The 18,325-nt window shown below is 61.8% G+C and carries 22 protein-coding genes and 1 pseudogene; 7 read left to right on the forward strand and 16 right to left on the reverse strand.

Going from position 1 to position 18,325, the window contains the following annotated elements:
- A pseudogene (locus EOB59_RS36675) lies at positions 1-111 on the reverse strand (isoprenylcysteine carboxylmethyltransferase family protein); the annotation flags it as partial.
- A gap of 108 nt (positions 112-219) precedes the next feature.
- On the opposite strand from EOB59_RS36675, the gene EOB59_RS25120 reads away from it, so the two are divergent.
- The gene (locus EOB59_RS25120) at positions 220-951 is read left to right on the forward strand and encodes a TetR/AcrR family transcriptional regulator (RefSeq protein WP_128289476.1); all 732 of its coding nucleotides are present in this window, start codon (positions 220-222) and stop codon (positions 949-951) included.
- Here EOB59_RS25120 and EOB59_RS25125 read toward each other — a convergent pair.
- Both EOB59_RS25125 and EOB59_RS25130 read right to left on the reverse strand, forming a co-directional pair.
- Complete coding sequence (locus EOB59_RS25125) at positions 948-1,556, reverse strand: flavin reductase family protein (protein WP_127810565.1); 609 nt, start codon at positions 1,554-1,556, stop codon at positions 948-950. The genes EOB59_RS25120 and EOB59_RS25125 overlap by 4 nt on opposite strands.
- A complete protein-coding gene (locus EOB59_RS25130; protein ID WP_128289477.1) occupies positions 1,557-2,141 on the reverse strand; it encodes a nitroreductase in 585 nt (194 codons plus the stop codon).
- 152 nt (positions 2,142-2,293) lie between these two features.
- On the opposite strand from EOB59_RS25130, the gene EOB59_RS25135 reads away from it, so the two are divergent.
- Positions 2,294-3,256 (forward strand): hypothetical protein, encoded by a 963-nt coding sequence (locus tag EOB59_RS25135; RefSeq protein ID WP_127270173.1) that lies wholly within the window; start codon positions 2,294-2,296, stop codon positions 3,254-3,256.
- Positions 3,257-3,284: 28 nt separating this feature from the next.
- Here EOB59_RS25135 and EOB59_RS25140 read toward each other — a convergent pair whose 3' ends face one another.
- The 7 genes from EOB59_RS25140 to EOB59_RS25170 all read right to left on the reverse strand — a co-directional run bounded on the left by EOB59_RS25140 (position 3,285) and on the right by EOB59_RS25170 (position 8,741).
- Entirely contained in the window at positions 3,285-3,599 is a 315-nt protein-coding gene (locus tag EOB59_RS25140) for a type II toxin-antitoxin system RelE/ParE family toxin (RefSeq protein WP_127396403.1), read from the reverse strand.
- Positions 3,589-3,864: a type II toxin-antitoxin system ParD family antitoxin gene (locus tag EOB59_RS25145; RefSeq protein ID WP_128289478.1), complete on the reverse strand. Its 276-nt coding sequence runs from the start codon at positions 3,862-3,864 to the stop codon at positions 3,589-3,591. The genes EOB59_RS25140 and EOB59_RS25145 overlap by 11 nt, the downstream gene beginning before the upstream one ends.
- 107 nt (positions 3,865-3,971) lie before the next feature.
- Positions 3,972-4,910 (reverse strand): GNAT family N-acetyltransferase, encoded by a 939-nt coding sequence (locus tag EOB59_RS25150; protein ID WP_127396401.1) that lies wholly within the window; start codon positions 4,908-4,910, stop codon positions 3,972-3,974.
- Positions 4,911-4,993: 83 nt separating this feature from the next.
- Positions 4,994-6,970 carry a threonine--tRNA ligase gene (gene thrS, locus EOB59_RS25155; RefSeq protein WP_128289479.1) on the reverse strand — a complete coding sequence of 659 codons (1,977 nt, stop codon included), beginning with the start codon at positions 6,968-6,970 and terminating at the stop codon, positions 4,994-4,996.
- 176 nt (positions 6,971-7,146) lie between these two features.
- Positions 7,147-7,974, reverse strand: a complete 828-nt coding sequence (blaOXA, locus tag EOB59_RS25160) for a class D beta-lactamase (RefSeq protein ID WP_128289480.1) — start codon at positions 7,972-7,974, stop codon at positions 7,147-7,149.
- Between the two features lie 148 nt (positions 7,975-8,122).
- Positions 8,123-8,497: a membrane protein insertion efficiency factor YidD gene (gene yidD, locus EOB59_RS25165; protein ID WP_127267644.1), complete on the reverse strand. Its 375-nt coding sequence runs from the start codon at positions 8,495-8,497 to the stop codon at positions 8,123-8,125.
- Positions 8,498-8,576: 79 nt separating this feature from the next.
- Positions 8,577-8,741, reverse strand: a complete 165-nt coding sequence (locus EOB59_RS25170; RefSeq protein WP_127295902.1) for a hypothetical protein — start codon at positions 8,739-8,741, stop codon at positions 8,577-8,579.
- A 90-nt stretch (positions 8,742-8,831) separates the two neighbouring features.
- Between EOB59_RS25170 and EOB59_RS25175 the strand changes: the two genes are divergently transcribed.
- Positions 8,832-9,749: a LysR substrate-binding domain-containing protein gene (locus tag EOB59_RS25175; protein ID WP_128289481.1), complete on the forward strand. Its 918-nt coding sequence runs from the start codon at positions 8,832-8,834 to the stop codon at positions 9,747-9,749.
- A 21-nt stretch (positions 9,750-9,770) separates the two neighbouring features.
- Here EOB59_RS25175 and EOB59_RS25180 read toward each other — a convergent pair whose 3' ends face one another.
- Complete coding sequence (locus EOB59_RS25180) at positions 9,771-10,100, reverse strand: cell envelope integrity protein TolA (RefSeq protein WP_128289482.1); 330 nt, start codon at positions 10,098-10,100, stop codon at positions 9,771-9,773.
- Positions 10,101-10,217: 117 nt separating this feature from the next.
- Complete coding sequence (locus EOB59_RS25185; protein ID WP_128289483.1) at positions 10,218-10,664, reverse strand: iron-sulfur cluster assembly scaffold protein; 447 nt, start codon at positions 10,662-10,664, stop codon at positions 10,218-10,220.
- Between the two features lie 240 nt (positions 10,665-10,904).
- Here EOB59_RS25185 and folE point away from each other — a divergent pair, with 240 nt between their 5' ends.
- From folE to EOB59_RS25200, 3 genes are all read left to right on the forward strand, one after another.
- Positions 10,905-11,540, forward strand: coding sequence for a GTP cyclohydrolase I FolE (gene folE / locus EOB59_RS25190; RefSeq protein WP_127379830.1), 636 nt, complete (start codon positions 10,905-10,907; stop codon positions 11,538-11,540).
- A gap of 34 nt (positions 11,541-11,574) precedes the next feature.
- A complete protein-coding gene (gene hisI, locus EOB59_RS25195; protein ID WP_127321550.1) occupies positions 11,575-12,036 on the forward strand; it encodes a phosphoribosyl-AMP cyclohydrolase in 462 nt (153 codons plus the stop codon).
- An 84-nt stretch (positions 12,037-12,120) separates the two neighbouring features.
- Entirely contained in the window at positions 12,121-13,092 is a 972-nt protein-coding gene (locus EOB59_RS25200) for a patatin family protein (protein WP_127267650.1), read from the forward strand.
- A gap of 88 nt (positions 13,093-13,180) precedes the next feature.
- Here the strand turns inward: EOB59_RS25200 and EOB59_RS25205 are convergent, their stop codons facing one another.
- Complete coding sequence (locus EOB59_RS25205) at positions 13,181-14,638, reverse strand: MFS transporter (protein WP_128289484.1); 1,458 nt, start codon at positions 14,636-14,638, stop codon at positions 13,181-13,183.
- Positions 14,639-14,796: 158 nt separating this feature from the next.
- Here EOB59_RS25205 and EOB59_RS25210 point away from each other — a divergent pair, with 158 nt between their 5' ends.
- Positions 14,797-15,768, forward strand: coding sequence for a helix-turn-helix domain-containing protein (locus EOB59_RS25210; RefSeq protein ID WP_164873856.1), 972 nt, complete (start codon positions 14,797-14,799; stop codon positions 15,766-15,768).
- A 53-nt stretch (positions 15,769-15,821) separates the two neighbouring features.
- Here EOB59_RS25210 and recJ read toward each other — a convergent pair whose 3' ends face one another.
- The 3 genes from recJ to EOB59_RS36680 all read right to left on the reverse strand — a co-directional run.
- Positions 15,822-17,606, reverse strand: a complete 1,785-nt coding sequence (gene recJ / locus EOB59_RS25215; protein ID WP_128289485.1) for a single-stranded-DNA-specific exonuclease RecJ — start codon at positions 17,604-17,606, stop codon at positions 15,822-15,824.
- A gap of 180 nt (positions 17,607-17,786) precedes the next feature.
- The gene (locus EOB59_RS25220; protein ID WP_127810572.1) at positions 17,787-18,020 is read right to left on the reverse strand and encodes a DUF6434 domain-containing protein; all 234 of its coding nucleotides are present in this window, start codon (positions 18,018-18,020) and stop codon (positions 17,787-17,789) included.
- 73 nt (positions 18,021-18,093) lie between these two features.
- Positions 18,094-18,325, reverse strand: a 232-nt coding sequence (locus EOB59_RS36680; protein WP_245486746.1) for a fructose-bisphosphatase class II, incomplete at its 5' end; no start/stop codon positions are given.

Genomic DNA, 18,325 nt, shown 5'->3' on the forward strand with positions numbered 1-18,325 from the left:
CACCAGATAGACCCAGGCCCCCGGCCAGTGCAGTGTGCCGGCCGACAGGAAGAGCAAGGCGCCCATGGCGCCAAACCAGACGAATGTTTGGAGGACCAATTTCGCGATCATGATCGACCTTTCATGATATCCGCTCACTTGCACTGGCAATTTCAGACCATCGGTCTACCATACCGACCAGCGGTCTGTAATTCAAGCGAACTGTGCAGAAGGTTCATCATGCCCCGTGTCATCAAGCATCCAGAGTTCAGGCGAGAAGAGCTTCTGGACCATGCCCAGACCCTTTTCCTGACGCAGGGCTATGACAAAGCGAGCCTCAACGACGTGATTGCGTCCGCCGGCGTCTCGAAGGGCGCCTTCTATCACTACTTCCCCTCCAAGGAGGCTCTTCTGGAAGCATTGGCCGATCGCTTTGCAAGACAGGCACTGGCTGGGGTGCAAGACATAATCGACGATCCGGACCTAGACCCGCTTGGCCGCCTGAATGGCCTGCTCAGCCAGTCGCGGCGGGCAAAGATCGAGACCGCGCCCGAAGCTTGGACTCTTTTCGAGACGATGTTTCGGCCTGAGAATCTGGTGCTTTTCCACCGTATCAATCTGGCCGCCAGCGCGTCGTTTTCACCTCTGCTGGTCAAGATCATCAGGCAAGGGATCGAAGACGGCACTTTCAGGACCTTCGATCCGGAAGGTGTTGCCGACATCGTCATGCAGTTCGGCATGGCCACGCATGACGTCGTTGCCAAGGCAATTGCCGGCGGCAGCGACGCCGACATGGAGATCGCGATCGAGGCCCTGGAGAAACGCGTCAGGCTCTACGAGATCGCTCTCGACCGCATACTGGGCCTGCCCGATGGAAGCATCCGGATCGGCGAGCCCGGCTATGTGCGCACCGTCATGACGGCCAGGCGGCGAAAGAGTGCCGGCAAGGCGCTGGCCAAGCCTGATACCTAGTCCTTGTCCCAGCGCGGCCGGCGCATCGAAAACACCTCGTCGACGCTGGCATAATCCATATAGCCGAGACGGGCGACATTGCCGGCCTTGGTGATGTCGAACAGGCCGTCTGTCAGGAAGGCGTCGTCGATGTGCACGCCGACCACTTCACCGGCAACAATCACAGCGCGTGTCGGCGATCCGTCCAGCGCCTTTGGCCGAAAGACTTCCGTCACCCGGCATTCGAGCGCGGCCGGCGCTGCCGCCACGCGCGGCGGCGCCACCAGCCGAGACGGCGCCATGGCAAGATCGGCATAGACGAACTCGTTGACGCCGCGCGGTGCGTTGACCGATGTGCGGTTCATCTTCTCCGCGAGATCGCGGCCGACGAGATTGGCGACGAACTCGCCGGTTTCCTGGGCGAAGGAGGCGCTGTCCTTCTCGCCTTCGGAGGAGAACCAGACGATGAAAGGCCGCGTAGAAACGGCATTGAAGAAGGAGTATGGCGCGAGATTGACCTCGCCTGCCCTGTTCAGTGTCGAAATCCAGCCGATCGGACGCGGCGCCACGATCGCCTTCGAAGGGTCATGCGGCAGGCCGTGGCCCTTTGAGGGTTCGTAGAACATTCAGCCCGCCCACGGCCCCGAATAGTCACTGTACAGCTTTGCCGGATCGGGCCGGGGCCGCTCCGGTGCCGGGCCGGCATAGGAGCCGATATGGATGAAGCCGATGACCCGCTCCTGCGGCGCCAGCCCCAGCAGCGCCCTGCCCTCCGGCACATCCGAATACCAGTTGCTGATCATGTTGGTGCCATAGCCCAGCGCATTCGCTGCTATCATCAGGTTCATCGCCGCCATGCCGCCCGACAGGAACATTTCCCATTGCGGGATTTTTGGATTCTCCCTGGGAATCGACACAACGCCGATCACCAGTGGCGCGCGCGAGAATCGCGCCAGTTCCTGGTTGCGGCGGCCTTCGGACAAGGGACCTTCCCGCTGCTCTGCAAGCGCTGCCAGTTGCCTGCCGATCTCGACGCGGGCGTCGCCACGGTAGAGGATGAAGCGCCAGGGCTCCAACCGGCCATGGTCGGGCACCCGGGAGGCAGCGGCGATCATCGTGGCGATCTCCGCATCGCTCGGCGCCGGCTCCTTCAAATCGGGGATCGGTGCGGAGTTTCGGGTGAGCAGGAAGTCGATGATCGGCGACGCCATGGGCGCAAGTCTCCTGGACATTCTGTTTTGAGCTGAAGCGCACCATCGGGGATTCGGGCGGCTCGGGCATTGGCGCGGGATACGCCGGAGGGAAGAGTCGTTTCAACTCTTAAGCCTTGAAATTGCCACCGCCATGGGCTTCAACGCAAGGCATGTTTGAGGGGACTGTCCGTCTTTTCCTGGTCTGGCTCGGCGCGCTGATATTCATGGCGCCGGTTTCGCTTGCCGTGGCGCAGAACGTCGACGGTGTCACCGACCTGAAGCTTCCGGGAATTTCGAGCTACGCGACGCCGAAAGGCGAGACGTCGCTGGCGCTGAGCGGCGGCGGCGCCATCACATTGTCCGCCCAACTGACCGACAAGGGTTCCGACATCACGCGCGGCATCGTCTGGCGGGTTTTCAAGCCCGAAGCCGTCAACGGCAAATTGCCGATGGTTGCCTCCTCCCATGGCGGCACCGCCGTCTTCCAGCTCGAACCCGGCAGCTATCTGGTTCACGCCTCCTACGGCCGGGCCGGCGCCACCAAGCGCATCACTGTCGGCAAGGACGCCAAGCGCGAAAGTCTCGTGCTCGACGCCGGCGGCCTCAAGCTCGACGCAGTGCTGTCCGGCGGCGTGCGCATTCCACCAAAGAAGCTGCGATTTTCGATCTACGAAGGCACCGCCGAGGCCAATGGCGACCGCGCGCTGATCATTCCCGATGTCGAGCCCAACAGCGTCGTGCGGCTCAACGCCGGGATCTACCATGTCGTCTCGACCTATGGCGCGGTCAACGCGGTCATCCGCTCCGACATCCGTGTCGAGGCCGGCAAGCTGACCGAAGCCACCGTCGAGCACCACGCCGCCGAGATCACCATGAAGCTGGTGCGCGAAACCGGTGGCGAGGCGATCGCCGATACGTCCTGGTCGCTGCTCAATGAATCGGGCGATCCGATCAAGGAAACCGTCGGCGCCTTCGCCTCGATGGTGCTGGCCGAGGGCGACTACACCATCATCGCCAAGAACCGCGACCGCATCTATCAGAAGGATTTTACGGTCGTGGCCGGGCAGAACCAGGAGATCGAGGTTCTGGCCACCGAGGCCGCGGCGATGGATCCCGAAGAAGGCGCGGACTAGATTGTAGTTCGCACTTCCTACCGGGGAATCAGGTGTCTGCGTCATCCTCTGAACCGGCCGGATAATCCTGTCCGCCGTAGAGCACGCGCAGGATGACCACGGTGCCACCGTCGACCCGGAAAACGATCGACACGCGGCGTTCAAAACCGACGATGCGGACGCCGGGGCCAACGGTGTCGCGCACGGTCCCGCGTTCCGGGAAGGTGGACAGCGCCATGCACGCGGCCTCTATGCGGTCGACATAGTCGCCGGCACGCCGATTCCCGCTGTCGTTTTCGATGTAGTTGTAGATGGCGAAGAGGTCGGCTTGAGCCGCCGGCCTGAAGACGACCTTATGTGTCACGCTTGGAGGTCTTCATGCGGTCCGCATGATGGGCGCGCAGCTCTTTGAAGACCTCTTCTGCCGGGATGTCTGGACGCGGGTCGTCAAGAGCTTCCTGGACCTTGGCGCGCATGATCGCGGCGATGGTCTGCTCCTCACGGTCGAGGGCACGCAGCGCGGCGCGCATGACCTCGCTGGCGGAGTCGTAGGCGCCCGACGCCAGACGTGCGTCGAGGCCGCTCTGCTGGCGGCCAAGGGTCACGGTGATCGGTTTGCTGGTTCTCATGGCAAGTCCTTCCTTGCCTTTCTATAGCACGCGACGTTACAGTGTCATACTATTTCTGCAATGGACGGCCGAGACCGGCCCCCTTTTGAGCTGGACGTTTGGCTGCCTCAAGCCGCCATCTTGGTCCGCGCCGGCAGGAACGGGATCCGGCGGCGTGGCAAAGCTGGCGCCAGGTCGAACACGCCTCGATAGAGGCGGTCGAGCAATGCCTTGCGGTCGCGCAACGGCTCCAGCTCGCTCCAGCTCAGCACATCCCCGACGCGCACCTCGATCGCCTTGCCGGACAGCCGCGCGAATTCGTGAATGAGCAGCGACGTGCGCAATGTCAGAGAGGCCCTGCCGACGAATTTCGCCAGGCGACTGTCGCGCTCGGCCATGTTCATCGGGCCGCTGACGAGATGGAACAGCCTGCCGTTCTGTCCGGAAAAATGCATCGGGATGACCGACGCCCTGGCGTCCTGGACGAGACGGGCTGGAAACATCTTCCACGGCAAGTCGCGTGCCCGGCCAAAGCCCTTCGGCGCGGTGGCGACACCGCCGGCCGGAAACACCACGATGGTGACGCCTTCCTTCAACAGCCGCACCGCCTCATGGCGCACGGCCATGTTGTTCTTCAGCGCGTCCTTGGTCTCGGAAAAGTCGATTGGCAGCGAGTAAGACTCCATTTCGCGGATCTTGAGCAGATCCTTGTGGATCATCACCCGGAACGGGCGTCCGAGCTGCTCGACCAATGACAGCACGGCAATGCCGTCACCAATGCCGAACGGATGATTGGCGACGATCACCAGCGGCGTATCCGGCAATTGCGCCGGCGGCCATTGATCCGATGTCCGCACGCGGACGTCGATCAGTTCGAGCATACGGCTGAACACGCGTTCGCCGGTCGGCACGACCTGGCTGCGCCAGAAATCATAAAGTGCTGTGTAGCGGTCGCGGCCTGACAGGCCTTCGACCGAATGAATGAACCAGCGTGTCAGCGCCGGCTGGCGCGGATTGGCATAGGAAAGCTCGGGAAAGGGTCGTTCGCGCAATTTCAACTTGAGCATAGGGGCTGGTTACAAGGTCGGCGTGACAGGGATATGAAAATGGCGGTGGATCGCTCCACCGCCATTAGTCGAAACTATGCCAATCAAGCCGCGCGTTTGCGCCGGCGGTCGGGTGTAACAGCTTCTTCGGCCAATTGCGCGATCGCCTGGTCAAGGCCAAGCGATTCCTGGTCGCGCGAGCCCAACCGGCGCATGTTGACGGTCTGCTCTTCGGCCTCGCGCTTGCCGCAGACGAGGATGACCGGAACCTTGGCCAGCGAGTGCTCGCGGACCTTGTAGTTGATCTTCTCGTTACGCAGATCCGCTTCCGCCAAAAGCCCGGCGGCCTTCAGCTTTGCCACCACCTCGGTCGCATAGCCATCGGCATCCGACGTGATCGTCGCCACCACCACCTGCAGCGGCGCGAACCACAGCGGGAAATGGCCGGAATAGTTCTCGATCAGGATGCCGAGGAAGCGCTCCATCGAGCCGCAGATGGCGCGGTGCACCATCACAGGCTGCTTCTTCTCGGAATCGGAGCCGATATAGAAGGCGCCGAACCGTTCCGGCAGGTTGAAGTCGACCTGCGTCGTGCCGCACTGCCATTCGCGGCCAATGGCATCCTTGAGCACGTATTCGAATTTCGGTCCGTAGAAGGCGCCCTCGCCCGGATTGATGGAGGTTTTGATGCGATTGCCGGACCGTGTCCTGATCGTCTCCAGCACGCTCCCCATGATCGCCTCGGCATGATCCCAGGCTTCGTCGGTGCCGACGCGTTTGTCGGGCCGCGTCGAAAGCTTGACGCTGATTTCGTCAAAACCGAAATCAGCATAGGTCGACAGGATCAGGTCGTTGATGCGCAGGCACTCCGCAGCCAGCTGCTCCTCGGTGCAGAAGATGTGCGCATCATCTTGCGTGAAGCCGCGCACACGCATCAGCCCGTGCAGCGCGCCCGACGGCTCGTAGCGATGCACATTGCCGAATTCCGCAAGTTTGACAGGCAGATCGCGATAAGACTTCAACCCATGCTTGAAAATCTGCACATGGCCCGGACAGTTCATCGGCTTCAACGCGAAGACCCGGTCGTCATCGGTGTCGTCGCCGGCGACCGTCACCTTGAACATGGCGTCGCGATACCAGCCCCAATGGCCTGACGTCTCCCACAGGCTCTTGTCGAGCACCTGCGGCGCGTTGACCTCCTGATAGCCCTGCTCGTCGAGGCGGCGGCGCATGTAGTTGACCAGGTTCTGGAACATCTTCCAGCCCTTGGCATGCCAGAAGACGACGCCCGGTCCCTCTTCCTGGAAATGGAACAGGTCCATCTCGCGGCCGATCTTCCTATGGTCGCGCTTCTCGGCCTCCTCCAGCATCATCTGGTAGGCTTCGAGCTGCGCCTGATCAGCCCAGGCCGTGCCGTAGATGCGGGTCAGCATCGGGTTGTTCGAATCACCGCGCCAATAGGCGCCGGCCACCTTCATCAGTTTGAAGGCATTGCCGATCTGCCCGGTCGAGGCCATGTGCGGGCCACGGCAGAGGTCGAACCAGTCGCCCTGCGCGTAGATCTTGAGATCCTGATCCTCGGGAATGGCATCGATCAGCTCCAGCTTGTAGCGCTCGCCCTTGTCGGCAAACACTTTTTTCGCCTTGTCGCGCGACCAGACTTGCTTGGTGAACGGCTTGTTGCGCGCGATGATCTCGCGCATCTTCTTCTCGATCACCGGAAAATCGTCAGGCGTGAACGGCTCGTTACGGGCGAAATCGTAGTAGAAGCCGTTCTCGATCACCGGCCCGATGGTCACCTGCGTTCCCGGCCATATCTCCTGCACGGCTTCCGCCAGCACATGGGCCGCGTCGTGGCGGATCAGCTCCAGCGCGCGCGCGTCGTCGCGGGTGACGATCTCGACCTTGCCGGACTTGCCGAGCGGATCGCTGAGATCGCGAACCGTGCCGTCGATCGCATAGGCGACCGCCTTCTTGGCCAGCGATTTCGAGATCGATTCGGCGAGGCCGGCACCGGTCATCGCCGCGTCATATTCGCGGACGGAGCCATCGGGAAATGTCAGAGAAACGGAATTCAGCATGTATATCTCCTATCCAGTCCCGCAAACGAGCGCGGGTGGTTGAAATGCATGTCGCCCAAAAGTGTATGGCGGTTTTGGAGTTACGACATGCATAGGGAAAAGCCGGATGCGTCCGGCAGCGGCTGTCTTTTATGGACAGATTCCGCCGCCGTAAAGCCCGGCTCAAATGTCAGCGTTCATTTGATGAGGAGCGGCAAATCCTTGAGGAACGCAGCCCGGGTCTTGAGGCCCTTTGGCATGTCGGTGCGGTTGGTGTCGACGACAAGCCGCGCAAAGACGATCTGGCGGCCATCCTTGTTCGCCCAGCCGACGAACCAGCCGAGCGAGCGCTTGTCCTGAACCTTGTCGGCGTCGTTGCGCAGCCTGGTGCTGCCGGTCTTGCCTTGCACCGTCCAACCCCCGGCCTGGAAGGTCGGGATGATGGCTGATGTCATGTCGTAGGCCTTGGCCGAGACAGGCAGCTTGCGGGCCAGCAGCTTGCGCAGGAATTCGACCTGCTCGACCGGCGTGATCTTGAGCGAGGAATTCACCCAGGACTTGGTCAAACCATCATTCTTGCCGGGATTGCCGGAAACATCGGCATTGCCGTAGTCGAATTTCGAGGCATAACCGGCAAAACTCTCAGACCCAAGCCGGCGGGTGATTTCCCGGGAAAACCACAGGATCGAATCTCGCTCCCAGACCACCGGATCGACGGTCTTCTGATCCCGCTTCACCGCGTTGAATTCAGGCTTGTAATCCCAGCTCGGCGTGTGCTCGTCGCTCAGGATCCCGCTGTCATAGCCGATCAGCGACAACGGCACCTTGAACGTCGACGCCGGGCTGAACCGCTGGTCGCACACCCCGTCCTGGTAAAGCGTCTTGCCGCTCGCCGCATCGGCGATCACCGTGCACTGCACGTCCCCCAACGGCGCCGATTGCGCGCGCAACGGAAATCCCAGCAGCCAGGCGAGCAGGAACAGTATCCCGGCAAAGATGAAGGGAAGACGGTCGAAATTGCGCATTTGTCTGCTCGCTCAAGAGGGGGGTTCGCGAGCGGCTTAGCGAGGTCTCTTGTCTCGATTTTGTCTCAAATGCGCAGTCTTTGTGCAGGCTGTTGTTAACCCTACCGGATCGTAAACGGGCAGAGCCGCCGGTACCTGACCGACGCGATCATCCCTGCGCTTCGCCGCGCTTGCTGCCGATCCGCCAGTACCGCCATGGCGTGAACCAGACATAACGATCCTCCAGCACCTCCGGCACGCGGTCGATGCCATGCGTGCCGAATGGCCCGCAGCGCAGCACACGGAACAATCCCATCCAGCCGCCGGCCCACAGGCCATGGCGGGCGATCGCCTCATGGGCATATTCCGAACAGGTCGGCAGATGCCGGCAGGTATTGCCGACAAAGCCCGACAGCGTCAGCTGATAGAGGCGCACGAGCGACGTGCCGAGGAGACGGCCCGGCGTCTTGCGCCATGGACCGGGCCAGTTGCGGCCGCGTTTCGGCGGCCTGGCGATATGCGCATGCCCATGCTGGTCGCGCATCACAGTCTCCGTATCGCGTTTCCCAGGCGATAGATGTGAGCTTCCACTGGAGAACGCAATCCCCACTCCTTGTGCGCACTCAGTCGTCACGGGCGGAACGGCGAAACGGCTGCCTGTCAGGCGAAGACGCCCACCGGGCACGACTGGTCGGCTCTTCGTAACGCTTTTCATGCTGTCTTCTGTCACGCCATTGAAACGTTGCGATCCGCATGACATCGCCAAAGATGCTCAGCAACTGGATCATGGTCAGTCTCCTTTGATGCGATTAGACGGCCGCTGGCCTTCGCCTTCAAACGAGTATAATTTCCACTTCGGATAATCCTGGGTTATGCGAATGAAGCGTGGGCGCCTGCCGCTGACGGCATTGAGGAGCTTCGAGGCGGCGGGCCGGCATCTGAGCTTCAGCCGGGCCGCCGAGGAGCTTTTCGTCTCGCAGGCGGCGATCAGCCGGCAGATCCGGGAACTCGAAATCTTCCTGCATCAACCCTTGTTCGAACGTCACCATCGCCGGGTCGAGCTGACCGACACCGGCCGACGTCTGCTGGAGCAGCTTGTCAGAAGTTTCGACGCCATCGACACCTTGCTTGGAGAACTGGTGGCGACACCGGCGCAGTCCGTGGTCCGCGTCAGTGTCGAGCCGTCGCTTGCATCCGTGTGGCTGGTGCCGCGACTCAACCGGTTCCGCCAATTGCGGCCTGACATCGACATCTCGCTCGAGGTCGACCCAAGGCTGATCGAGTTCCGCAGCGATCAGCCGGAGCTTGCCTTACGCTTCAGCACACATGTCACCGCGTGGCCGCGCAGCGAAGCGGAGCGGCTTGCCTCGACTGTCGATTCACCGGTTCTGTCGCTGGCGCTGCTTGCTTCTGGCCCAGCCCTCGATAAGCCGATCGATCTTGCCCGCTACACGCTTCTGCACGAGGAAAACCGTCAAGGCTGGGCGCGCTGGTTCGAAGCGGCCGGCGTGCCCGCCGACGCCATACCGGCGCGCGGGCCGATGCTGGCGGATGCGTCGCTTTCAAAACAGGCCGCCTTGCTCGGACATGGCGTGGCCTTGGGCGATCTCTTGCAGATCGGCGGGGAAATCGCATCCGGCGCGCTGGTCAAGCCGTTCGACATCGACGTCGCATCCGGCGCCTATTGGCTGGTGGCCAGAAACTTGCGCGACCTCTCGGAACCGGCCGCCGCGTTCGCCGACTGGCTCAGAAGCGAATTCGTCGAAAGCAGGCGGGTGCTGGAAGCGCGGGCTTGAACCCTTCCGGCCGGGCTCCCGCTACTTTGCCTTTTTGCTGTATTTTTCGAAGAGTTTGTCGAGCGCATCCGCGGCCGGAAGCTCGCCCGGTGAGTCTTCTCCCGGGTTGAATGTGAGGATGACATCGCGCCACATATCGTAGTGGGCAGCATATGATGTCAGCCTGGGAAATGGCGCGCAGCGTGCGATGGCCCGGACAGCGGACTCGGCAACCTTGTCCGGCGGCGTCGTCACAGGACCGAGGATTTTTGGCGGGCCTGCGAGTGACCCGTCCTTGTTCAGACTGATCTGGACGCGTGCAATGCTGTGGGTGTTTGCAGGCATGTTCCAACAATGCTGGATTGCCTTCATGAGATAGTCGCCGATAGTGCTCGACCGCTACGTCTGCCCGGCTCGGGGTCCCGCTCAACGCGAGTGAGCCAGCAAGGCTCCCGGCAAACACCAGGCTTTGGTAGCCAAACGCCAAGGTCAGGCCGCTTCTTCGGCGCGCTTCTTCTCGATCTGGCCGATGGCGTCGACCACGGCATCGAAAGTCAGCATGGTCGAAGCGTGCCGCGCCTTGTAGTCGCGCACCGGCTCCAGATATCTGAGATCCGCGAAGCGACCGTCCGGCGGGGCGCCATTTTCCTTGAGCATCTTCAGCATGGTGTCGCGCACCGCGCGCAATTCCTCAGCACTCGCGCCGACGACATGCAGCGCCATGATCGATGACGACGCCTGGCCGAGCGCACAGGCTTTCACGTCATGGGCAAAGTCCGTGACCAGGCCGTCCTGCATCTTGAGGTCGACGGTGACCGTGGAACCGCATAGCTTGGAGTGAGCCTTGGCGGTCGCGTCAGGATGATCGAGACGGCCGATGCGGCCAATGTTCCCGGCAAAACCGAGAATTTTCGCGTTGTAGACCTCGTTTATCATTATTTTCCAATCCGTCGCCGCCAAGCGAACAGCGATTGCCGCTGTCGTGTCTTCCTTTCGCTCGCTATGACCTTATATAATGCTGGCAGTCCGGTATCGACAAGAACGACGAAAGCCAATGTCCTTGCCGGGAAGTTCACGCCACTTACGGGGCTGGAAACGGGGCGAGTTTCCGACACCGAAAGGTCGTGGTCCGTTCAACTCGTTCCTCCGCCGAGAGGGACTACGGGAGACGCCTTTATGGATGCCGTCATCAAGAAGCTCATGCCACAGTCAGCCTATATGGAAAAGCCGGTCACCGACCGGCCAAGCGAAGCCGAAGTCGAAGCCGCCGTGCGCACGCTTTTGCGCTGGACCGGCGACAATCCGGACCGCGAAGGCTTGGTCGACACGCCGAAGCGGGTGGCAAAGGCCTTTCGCGAAATGTTCGGTGGTTACGACATGTGCCCGGCCGACGAGCTCGGCCGCACCTTCGAGGAGGTCGCCGGCTACGACGACCTGGTCATCGTCAAGGACATAACATTCCATTCGCATTGCGAGCACCACATGGTGCCGATCATCGGCAAGGCGCATGTCGGCTATCTGCCGGATGGCAAGGTTGTCGGCCTGTCCAAGATCGCCCGCGTCGTCGATATCTTCGCCCACCGCCTGCAGACCCAGGAGGCGCTGACGGCGCAGATCGCCGGCGTCATCCAGGACGTGCTCAATCCGCGCGGCGTCGCCGTCATGATCGAGGCCGAGCACATGTGCATGGCCATGCGCGGCATCCGCAAGCAGGGTTCAACCACGCTGACCTCGACCTTCACCGGCGTCTTCAAGGATACGCCCGAAGAGCAGGTTCGTTTCGTGACCATGGTGCGTGGCGGCGGGATCTGAATGGCCCTGCGACTTCGCTAGATAAGGACCGGCGATGTCGGCATTGGAATTCCCGAAAGCTTCGTCAGACAAGAAGGCCATGGAGGAAGGCGCGGTGTTTTCACCACGCTTCGATGCCGCTGGCCTCGTCACGGTCGTCGTCACCGATGCCGCGGACGGCATGCTGTTGATGGTGGCGCACATGAACGCGCAAGCGCTGGCGCTGACACTGGAGACAGGCATCGCCCACTACTGGTCGCGCTCGCGCAACGTGCTTTGGAAAAAGGGCGAAACATCAGGCAATTTTCAGCATGTCGTCGAGATGCTCACGGATTGTGACCAGGATGCCATATGGTTGCGCGTCAAAGTGTTAGGCCACGACGCAACCTGTCACACTGGCCGGCGTTCATGCTTTTATCGGACGGTGGGGCTGATCGATGGCAAGGGGACGCTTGCCGACGACGGCAGCAAGCCGCTGTTCGATGCGGTAAACACGTATCGGAAACCACCAGCTTGAACCTTCTGCCTGACACCAACCACACAGATTCATCATTTCGATACGGCCCGCTCGTATAGTGGCCGTGGGACAAGGGAGATCATGATGCTCGAGTGGGCGTCATTGCGTAACAGACCAGATGTCAGGGAGGCCAACGGCCTATCCTCGTCAGGCGGCGCGTCCGAAACGAACTCCCAGAAGAAAACAGCCATTTCGCTCGCCTTGGGTGGCGGTTGCGCCCGCGGCTGGGCGCATATCGGCGTGCTGCGCGCGCTCGACGAAGCCGGCATCGAAGTGTCGATGATCGCCGGCACCTCGATCGGCGCTTTGGTCGGCGGCTGCTATCTCGCCGGCAAACTGGACGAGCTCGAAGAATTCGCCCGCAGCCTGACCAAGCGCCGCATCTTCGGCCTGCTCGATCTCAATTTGCGCGGCAGCGGCCTGTTCGGCGGTATGAAGCTCGATGCAAGGCTGCGCGAGCACATGGCCGGCATTCGTTTCGAGGACCTTGCCAAGCCGTTCGTCGCGGTCACCTCCGAGATCCGCACCGGCCACGAAATCTGGCTGTCGAGCGGCTCATTGATCACCGCCATGCGCGCCTCCTACGCGCTGCCCGGCGTGTTCGAGCCGGTGAATTGCAATGGCCGCGTGCTGGTCGACGGCGCGCTGGTCAACCCGGTACCGGTTTCGGTCTGCCGCGCCTATGAGCAGCCGCTCGTCGTGGCGGTCAACCTTCACTATGATCTGTTCGGCCGCGCCGCCGTCATCAAGCACAGCGCCGGCGAGCTGGTCGTTGAAAAGGACGCGCCGCGGCCTGGTCAGATCGACGCCGAGCGCCAGTCGCATCAGACGCGGCTCGGCATCACCGGCGTCATGGTCGAGGCCTTCAACATCATTCAGGACCGCATTTCGCGCGCCAGGCTTGCCGGCGACCCGCCTGACATGTCGCTGCAGCCGAAGCTCAGTCATATCGGCCTGACCGAATTCCACCGCGCCGACGAGGCGATCAACCTCGGCTATCAGGCGACGATGGCGCAGATCGGCGAACTGACCCGGCTGCAGACCGTTCTCGCCTGACGCATATCTTCCCAACGCATGGAATCAAAACACTTGAAGCACGTCGATTGAATTCAACGCGACGCGCTTCAAGGTGACTGAGCAAGGATCAGTGCGCAGCTTCGGCAGAGGTGGCGGCATCCTGGGCTATGCCCGGAGCCTGCTTGAGCATCAGAGCCAGAACCGCACCAAGGAAAACCGCGGCGGCGGCGAACAATCCTGCCATACGCAATCCGTCGACGACATCCGATGTGGTAGCGGCCACTCCACCCAAACCGACATTGGCCACGACAAGAGCGGCGGCAAGACCCAAGGCTGCGCCGATCTGTAGGGATGTCGACCCTAGCGCCGAGGCGACTCCTTGTTCGTTGGCGGCCACTCCGGAAGCGGCAGCTACGAACAGCGTCGTAAAGGCGATGCCGCCACCGAAACCATAGATGAGGATCCCGGGCAGCACGGCCCAGTACGACCCGCCTGGTGACAGAGCAAGAGCGATCGCCACCAGCCCGATCCCATAGATGAGCATGCCGGCAACCATCGTGGCGCGAGTCCCCCACTTGGTGAGCAGCAGTGCCGCGCCCTTGCCGCCGCCGACCATCGCCAGCACGCCGAGCGGAACGAATGCCAGACCGGCGGCGAGCGCGTTGTAGCCAAGCAGGTTCTGAAAGTAGGTCGTGAGAATATAGTAGCCCGAACTCAGCGCCATGTGATGAAAGAAACTCACCGCCATGGCCGTGACAAGGCTTCGATTGGCAAACAGCCGCAGTGGCGCGAGCGGATCGCGCACGCGTCTCTCGATGAGAATGAAGGCACAAAGCAGCAGCACACCGATTGCAAGCGATCCGGTGCTGCGAACCGTATTCCAGCCCACCTCAGGTCCACTGGCCAAGCCGAACACCAGCAATGTCGCGGCTGCCGTGACAACCAGCGCACCCGGCAGATCAAAACTCCGCCTCTGGCCACTATTTACCGGATCGGGCGCCAGGAGAACTGGCGCGGCGACAAGAGCGGCGCCCAGAGCCAGTGGAACGGTGAAGAAGAAGACCGCTTGCCAACCCCAGCCATTGGTCAGGACGCCTCCGATGATGGCACCGGCTGCCAGGCCGCCACTACCCGTGGCACCCCAGACTGCCAGCGCCCGATTGCGTTCTGCACCTTCCGCGAAGCTGGTATTGATCAGCGCCAGAGTTGCAGGAAACAGAAGCGCCCCGCCCAGGCCCTGAACGGCCCGAGCGACCACCAGCGTAAGAGCATCGGGCGCAAAGCCTCCTGCAAAGGACGAGACGCCATAGAGCACGAGCGCCAGGATGAACATGCGCCGCGGGCCAAGCCGGTCAGCCGCTCGACCGCCGAGCAGCAGAAAGCCGCCAAACGCCACGGCGTAAGCGCTCACCACCCATTGCAGCGACTGTGGCGTAAAGCCGACCTCCCGGCCAATATCCGGCAGTGCGACATAGACGATGTTGTAGTCGATCGCGATTATGAACTGCGCGAACGCCAGCAGCGCGAGCCTGAGCCCGGACCAGCGTGGCACTCCCGCATCGGTTTGATTCAGTGATTTCCGCATTTGCATCTTTCCCGACTATGGATTCCGCAGCCCGCTCTTCGTCAGCGAGACCCGCATGCGGCTACCCTGGAGGCGCAGCGCTTGTTTCGGAATTGGCATTTTTGACAAAGATTGTGCTAAACTTGCCACTCGACGAAACCGATACCGGGAGCCGCCCCATGGCTGGCAAGTGCATCCACGTGGTCATCTGGCTGCCGTCCGATTTCTATTCGGCGGTTGTCTCGACGCTGGTGGAGATGTTTCAGCTCGTGAATGACGTCAGCGGCTCACAGGTTCTCTCCTGCGAGTTCGTTTCCAGGGCGCCGCCTGCAATTTCGACGGCCGGAATTTCTTTCCCTGCGAAGACGCAACCGTCTCGAAAAATGGATGTGTTGATCCTCATCGCGATGCCAGGTGTCGATATTCCCGAACTTCTGCGCTCGCTTGACCAGGAGAGTGAGTACTCAAAACCGCTGATCGCACTCGCACGACAACAGGATGCAATCATCGCGGCACATTGCGGTGCATGTTATCTGCTCGCCGATACAGGGCTGCTGGACGGCAAGCGTGCGACGATATCCTGGTGGCTAAAGTCCCACGTAAGCAGCCGATTTCCGCAAGTTCAATGGGACTCGTCGCACATGCTTGTTCGCGACGATCGCCTATACACTTGCGGCGGCGGATTTTCGGGACTGGAACTCGCCAAAGCTCTGCTGGTCGATCTCGGCTTCTCGAAAGAGGAGCGGATCGTTCGAAAGCTCTTGGTTCTTCCGCCTTCGCGCAAATTTCAAAGCCCCTACGAATTCCCTCTCGAAGAATTGCCGAAGGAGACCAATCCGCTGGAGACCAAACTGCGTGGACTCGCGGAAAACAAGATACGGGAAATCGATTTGGGCTTTCTCGCGGCGGGACTTGGCATGTCTGCGCGAACGCTGTCTCGCAGATTTGTTAGTGAACTCAAGACCACGCCGGGAAAATGGATCCAGGAAAGACGGCTTGAACTCGCAAGGTCGCTGCTTGAGGGAACCAAGCTAAGCGTCTCGGAAATCTGCTATCGGGTGGGCTATCAGGACGTGGCTTCGTTCAGTCGCACTTTCTCCAAGACGACCGGAATGGCGCCGGGCGAGTTTCGGAAGCAGATACGATCATAGATCGCCCGAGGCGAACATTGCCGCGCAAGCTACGGTTCGGTCACACAAGAACCTCACGCACGAGCCGCATCGCTGATGCGAAACTGCACGGTGCGGTTGCCGTTCCAGTAGTTGCCTGACAACGAACCGGCGACGTGGATCGTCTTGCCCCGGTTCTTGAACAGGAATTCGCCAAGTGCGGTTTCGACAGCGCGAAAGGCGATCGCCTGGATACGGCCGCCGCTTTCCGATTGCAGTTCGACGCGGATGTGGTTGGTGCCGACCGGCCGCGCATCGGCCAATCGGTGGCGCGGCAACGCGAAAACAGGGGCCACATGCCCGGCACCGAAGGGTCCGGCCTGTTCCAGCGCGTCGAGCAGGCTGAGCGTCGCGCCTTCAGCGGCAAGTGCGCCGTCTATGGCCAGGCTTTCCTCGCCCTGCAGGCGAAACACGTCGGCTGCCGCCCGTTCTTCAAAAAACGCCCTGAGTTCGCCAAGCCTTGCCCGCTCCACGGTGATGCCCGCCGCCATGCCATGGCCGCCGCCCTTGACGATCAGACCGGCAACGGCCGCCTCGCGCACCAGCCGGCCGAGGTCGAAACCCGAGACCGAGCGGCCCGAACCGGTGCCGATGCCCACAGCATTGAACGCGATGGCGAAGGCGGGCCGCCGGGCATGATCCTTCAATCGCGAAGCGAGCAGGCCGACAATACCCGGATGCCAGCTGTTGGAGGCGGTGACGACGATAGCCGGGCCATTGCCGCCGGCGAGCTCTGCATCGGCCTCGACGCGCGCCGCCGCGAGCATCTCCTGCTCCATCAACTGCCGTTCCTGGTTGAGCCGGTCGAGCGTCTCGGCAATGGTGCGCGCCTCGACCGGATCGTCGGTCGCAAGCAGCCGGCTACCAAGTGCGGCATCGCCGATGCGTCCGCCGGCATTGATGCGCGGGCCGATCAGATAGGCCAGATGGAAAGTGCTGATCGGCTCGCCGATGCGCGACACGCGTGCCAGTGCCGCCAACCCTTCATTCTTCTGCTGGCGCGCCATCTGCAGCCCCTTGACCACGAAGGCGCGGTTGACGCCGGTCAGCGGCACCACGTCACAGACTGTGGCCAATGCCACGATATCAAGCAGCGAAAGCAGGTCCGGCGGCGTAGCATCGGCCATGCGGCCGCGCAGGATCCTGGCCGTCTGCACAAGGGCGAGGAAGACCACGCCGGCGGCACAGAGATGGCCCTGCCCGGAAAGGTCGTCGTCGCGATTGGGATTGACGACGGCAATTGCCGCCGGCAAGGCACCGCCGACCTGGTGGTGGTCGAGCACCAAGACATCGGCCCCAGCCTCGTTGGCGGCATCGATGGAAACTGCGCTGTTGGTGCCGCAATCGACAGTGACGATCAGTGTCGCGCCACGCGAAACAAGTTCGCGCATGGCATCCGGGTTGGGCCCATAGCCCTCGAAAATACGATCCGGAATGTAGATTTCCGACGGCACCGAGAAATGCGTGAGGAACCGCTTCAGCAAGGCCGACGAGGCGGCGCCGTCGACATCATAGTCGCCGAAGATCGCCACCTTTTCCTTGGCCATCACCGCGGCGGCGATGCGGGCCGCCGCCCTGTCCATGTCGGTCAGCGATGCCGGATCCGGCAGAAGATCGCGGATCGTCGGGTCGAGAAACCGCTCGGTCTGTTTGGCGGTAACACCACGGCCGGCAAGCACCCGCGCGACGATGTCGGGCACGCCATGGCCTTGCGCGATGGCGAGCGCAATCATGTCCTGGCGTTCTGTCAGCCGATGTTCCCAGGAAACCCCTGATACTGACTGCCTGACATCGAGGAAGAGGCGTTTTTCGCCGGTCATACGCTTTGCCAACTCATCGTTGGCCGCACGATAATGCATGTCGCCCATAAGTGGGCAGCGGTTTTGGGGCGACGACCTGCATTGGCAACAATTTTAAGCGCGTCGCGTTCACGCGACGCTCTATAGGCCAAAGGCAGGCAAAGCCAAGCGATTCACGGGTGCGCGCGGTCCCGAAATAAGTCAAGAAAACTGCGCTTTCGGCTTTTCAGCCTGGCGCCGAAGCCATTCGTCGGCCGCATCGCCCATCGTCTTTTCCACACCGTCCTTGAGCCAAGCCATGAAAGGCCGGTCGAACCTGAATGCATCGCCGCATTCCCGGATGAGAAAGCGACGCACATTCTGGGTGTTGCGATAGGACTTTGTGATGGCGGTGGCACGCGAAATCGGATCCGCATGCCAGTCGAACGGTTTCATCGTCAAATCCTTGCAGCCAGCATCGGATGCGCCCGAATGGCTAGCAATTGCAAGGTGGCTTCGCAAGCGAGCGTCAGAACTTATCCAGACCCTGATGGCGGGCCTTGATCTCGCGCACCGTCCGCGACGACGAGCGCAGCACGATCGTGTGGGTGGTGATGTAATTGTGGCCGAACTTGACGCCAGCCAGCATGTTGCCGTCGGTGACACCGGTGGCCGCGAACAGCACATCGCCGCGCGCCATGTCCTCCGTCCGATAGACCCGTTTCGGATTGGAAATACCCATCTTTGCCGCGCGAGCAACC

This window comes from Mesorhizobium sp. M7A.F.Ca.MR.176.00.0.0 (assembly GCF_004023165.1).
In the GTDB taxonomy this organism is placed as follows: Bacteria; Pseudomonadota; Alphaproteobacteria; order Rhizobiales; family Rhizobiaceae; genus Mesorhizobium.

Excerpts from the sequence above, each read along its gene's own strand:
- blaOXA (WP_128289480.1), bottom strand. The coding sequence starts at position 7,974 with ATGCGCAATTTCGACCGTCTTCCCTTCATCTTTGCCGGGATACTGTTC.
- EOB59_RS25205 (WP_128289484.1), bottom strand. The coding sequence starts at position 14,638 with ATGCGGAAATCACTGAATCAAACCGATGCGGGAGTGCCACGCTGGTCC.
- EOB59_RS25125 (WP_127810565.1), bottom strand. The coding sequence starts at position 1,556 with ATGTTCTACGAACCCTCAAAGGGCCACGGCCTGCCGCATGACCCTTCG.
- EOB59_RS25150 (WP_127396401.1), bottom strand. The coding sequence starts at position 4,910 with ATGCTCAAGTTGAAATTGCGCGAACGACCCTTTCCCGAGCTTTCCTAT.
- EOB59_RS25185 (WP_128289483.1), bottom strand. The coding sequence starts at position 10,664 with ATGATAAACGAGGTCTACAACGCGAAAATTCTCGGTTTTGCCGGGAAC.
- hisI (WP_127321550.1), top strand. The coding sequence starts at position 11,575 with ATGTCGGCATTGGAATTCCCGAAAGCTTCGTCAGACAAGAAGGCCATG.
- EOB59_RS25200 (WP_127267650.1), top strand. The coding sequence starts at position 12,121 with ATGCTCGAGTGGGCGTCATTGCGTAACAGACCAGATGTCAGGGAGGCC.
- EOB59_RS25145 (WP_128289478.1), bottom strand. The coding sequence starts at position 3,864 with ATGAGAACCAGCAAACCGATCACCGTGACCCTTGGCCGCCAGCAGAGC.
- EOB59_RS25210 (WP_164873856.1), top strand. The coding sequence starts at position 14,797 with ATGGCTGGCAAGTGCATCCACGTGGTCATCTGGCTGCCGTCCGATTTC.
- EOB59_RS25180 (WP_128289482.1), bottom strand. The coding sequence starts at position 10,100 with ATGAAGGCAATCCAGCATTGTTGGAACATGCCTGCAAACACCCACAGC.
- EOB59_RS25175 (WP_128289481.1), top strand. The coding sequence starts at position 8,832 with ATGAAGCGTGGGCGCCTGCCGCTGACGGCATTGAGGAGCTTCGAGGCG.
- yidD (WP_127267644.1), bottom strand. The coding sequence starts at position 8,497 with ATGCGCGACCAGCATGGGCATGCGCATATCGCCAGGCCGCCGAAACGC.
- EOB59_RS25220 (WP_127810572.1), bottom strand. The coding sequence starts at position 18,020 with ATGAAACCGTTCGACTGGCATGCGGATCCGATTTCGCGTGCCACCGCC.
- EOB59_RS25120 (WP_128289476.1), top strand. The coding sequence starts at position 220 with ATGCCCCGTGTCATCAAGCATCCAGAGTTCAGGCGAGAAGAGCTTCTG.
- folE (WP_127379830.1), top strand. The coding sequence starts at position 10,905 with ATGGATGCCGTCATCAAGAAGCTCATGCCACAGTCAGCCTATATGGAA.
- EOB59_RS25135 (WP_127270173.1), top strand. The coding sequence starts at position 2,294 with ATGTTTGAGGGGACTGTCCGTCTTTTCCTGGTCTGGCTCGGCGCGCTG.
- thrS (WP_128289479.1), bottom strand. The coding sequence starts at position 6,970 with ATGCTGAATTCCGTTTCTCTGACATTTCCCGATGGCTCCGTCCGCGAA.
- EOB59_RS25170 (WP_127295902.1), bottom strand. The coding sequence starts at position 8,741 with ATGATCCAGTTGCTGAGCATCTTTGGCGATGTCATGCGGATCGCAACG.
- recJ (WP_128289485.1), bottom strand. The coding sequence starts at position 17,606 with ATGACCGGCGAAAAACGCCTCTTCCTCGATGTCAGGCAGTCAGTATCA.
- EOB59_RS25130 (WP_128289477.1), bottom strand. The coding sequence starts at position 2,141 with ATGGCGTCGCCGATCATCGACTTCCTGCTCACCCGAAACTCCGCACCG.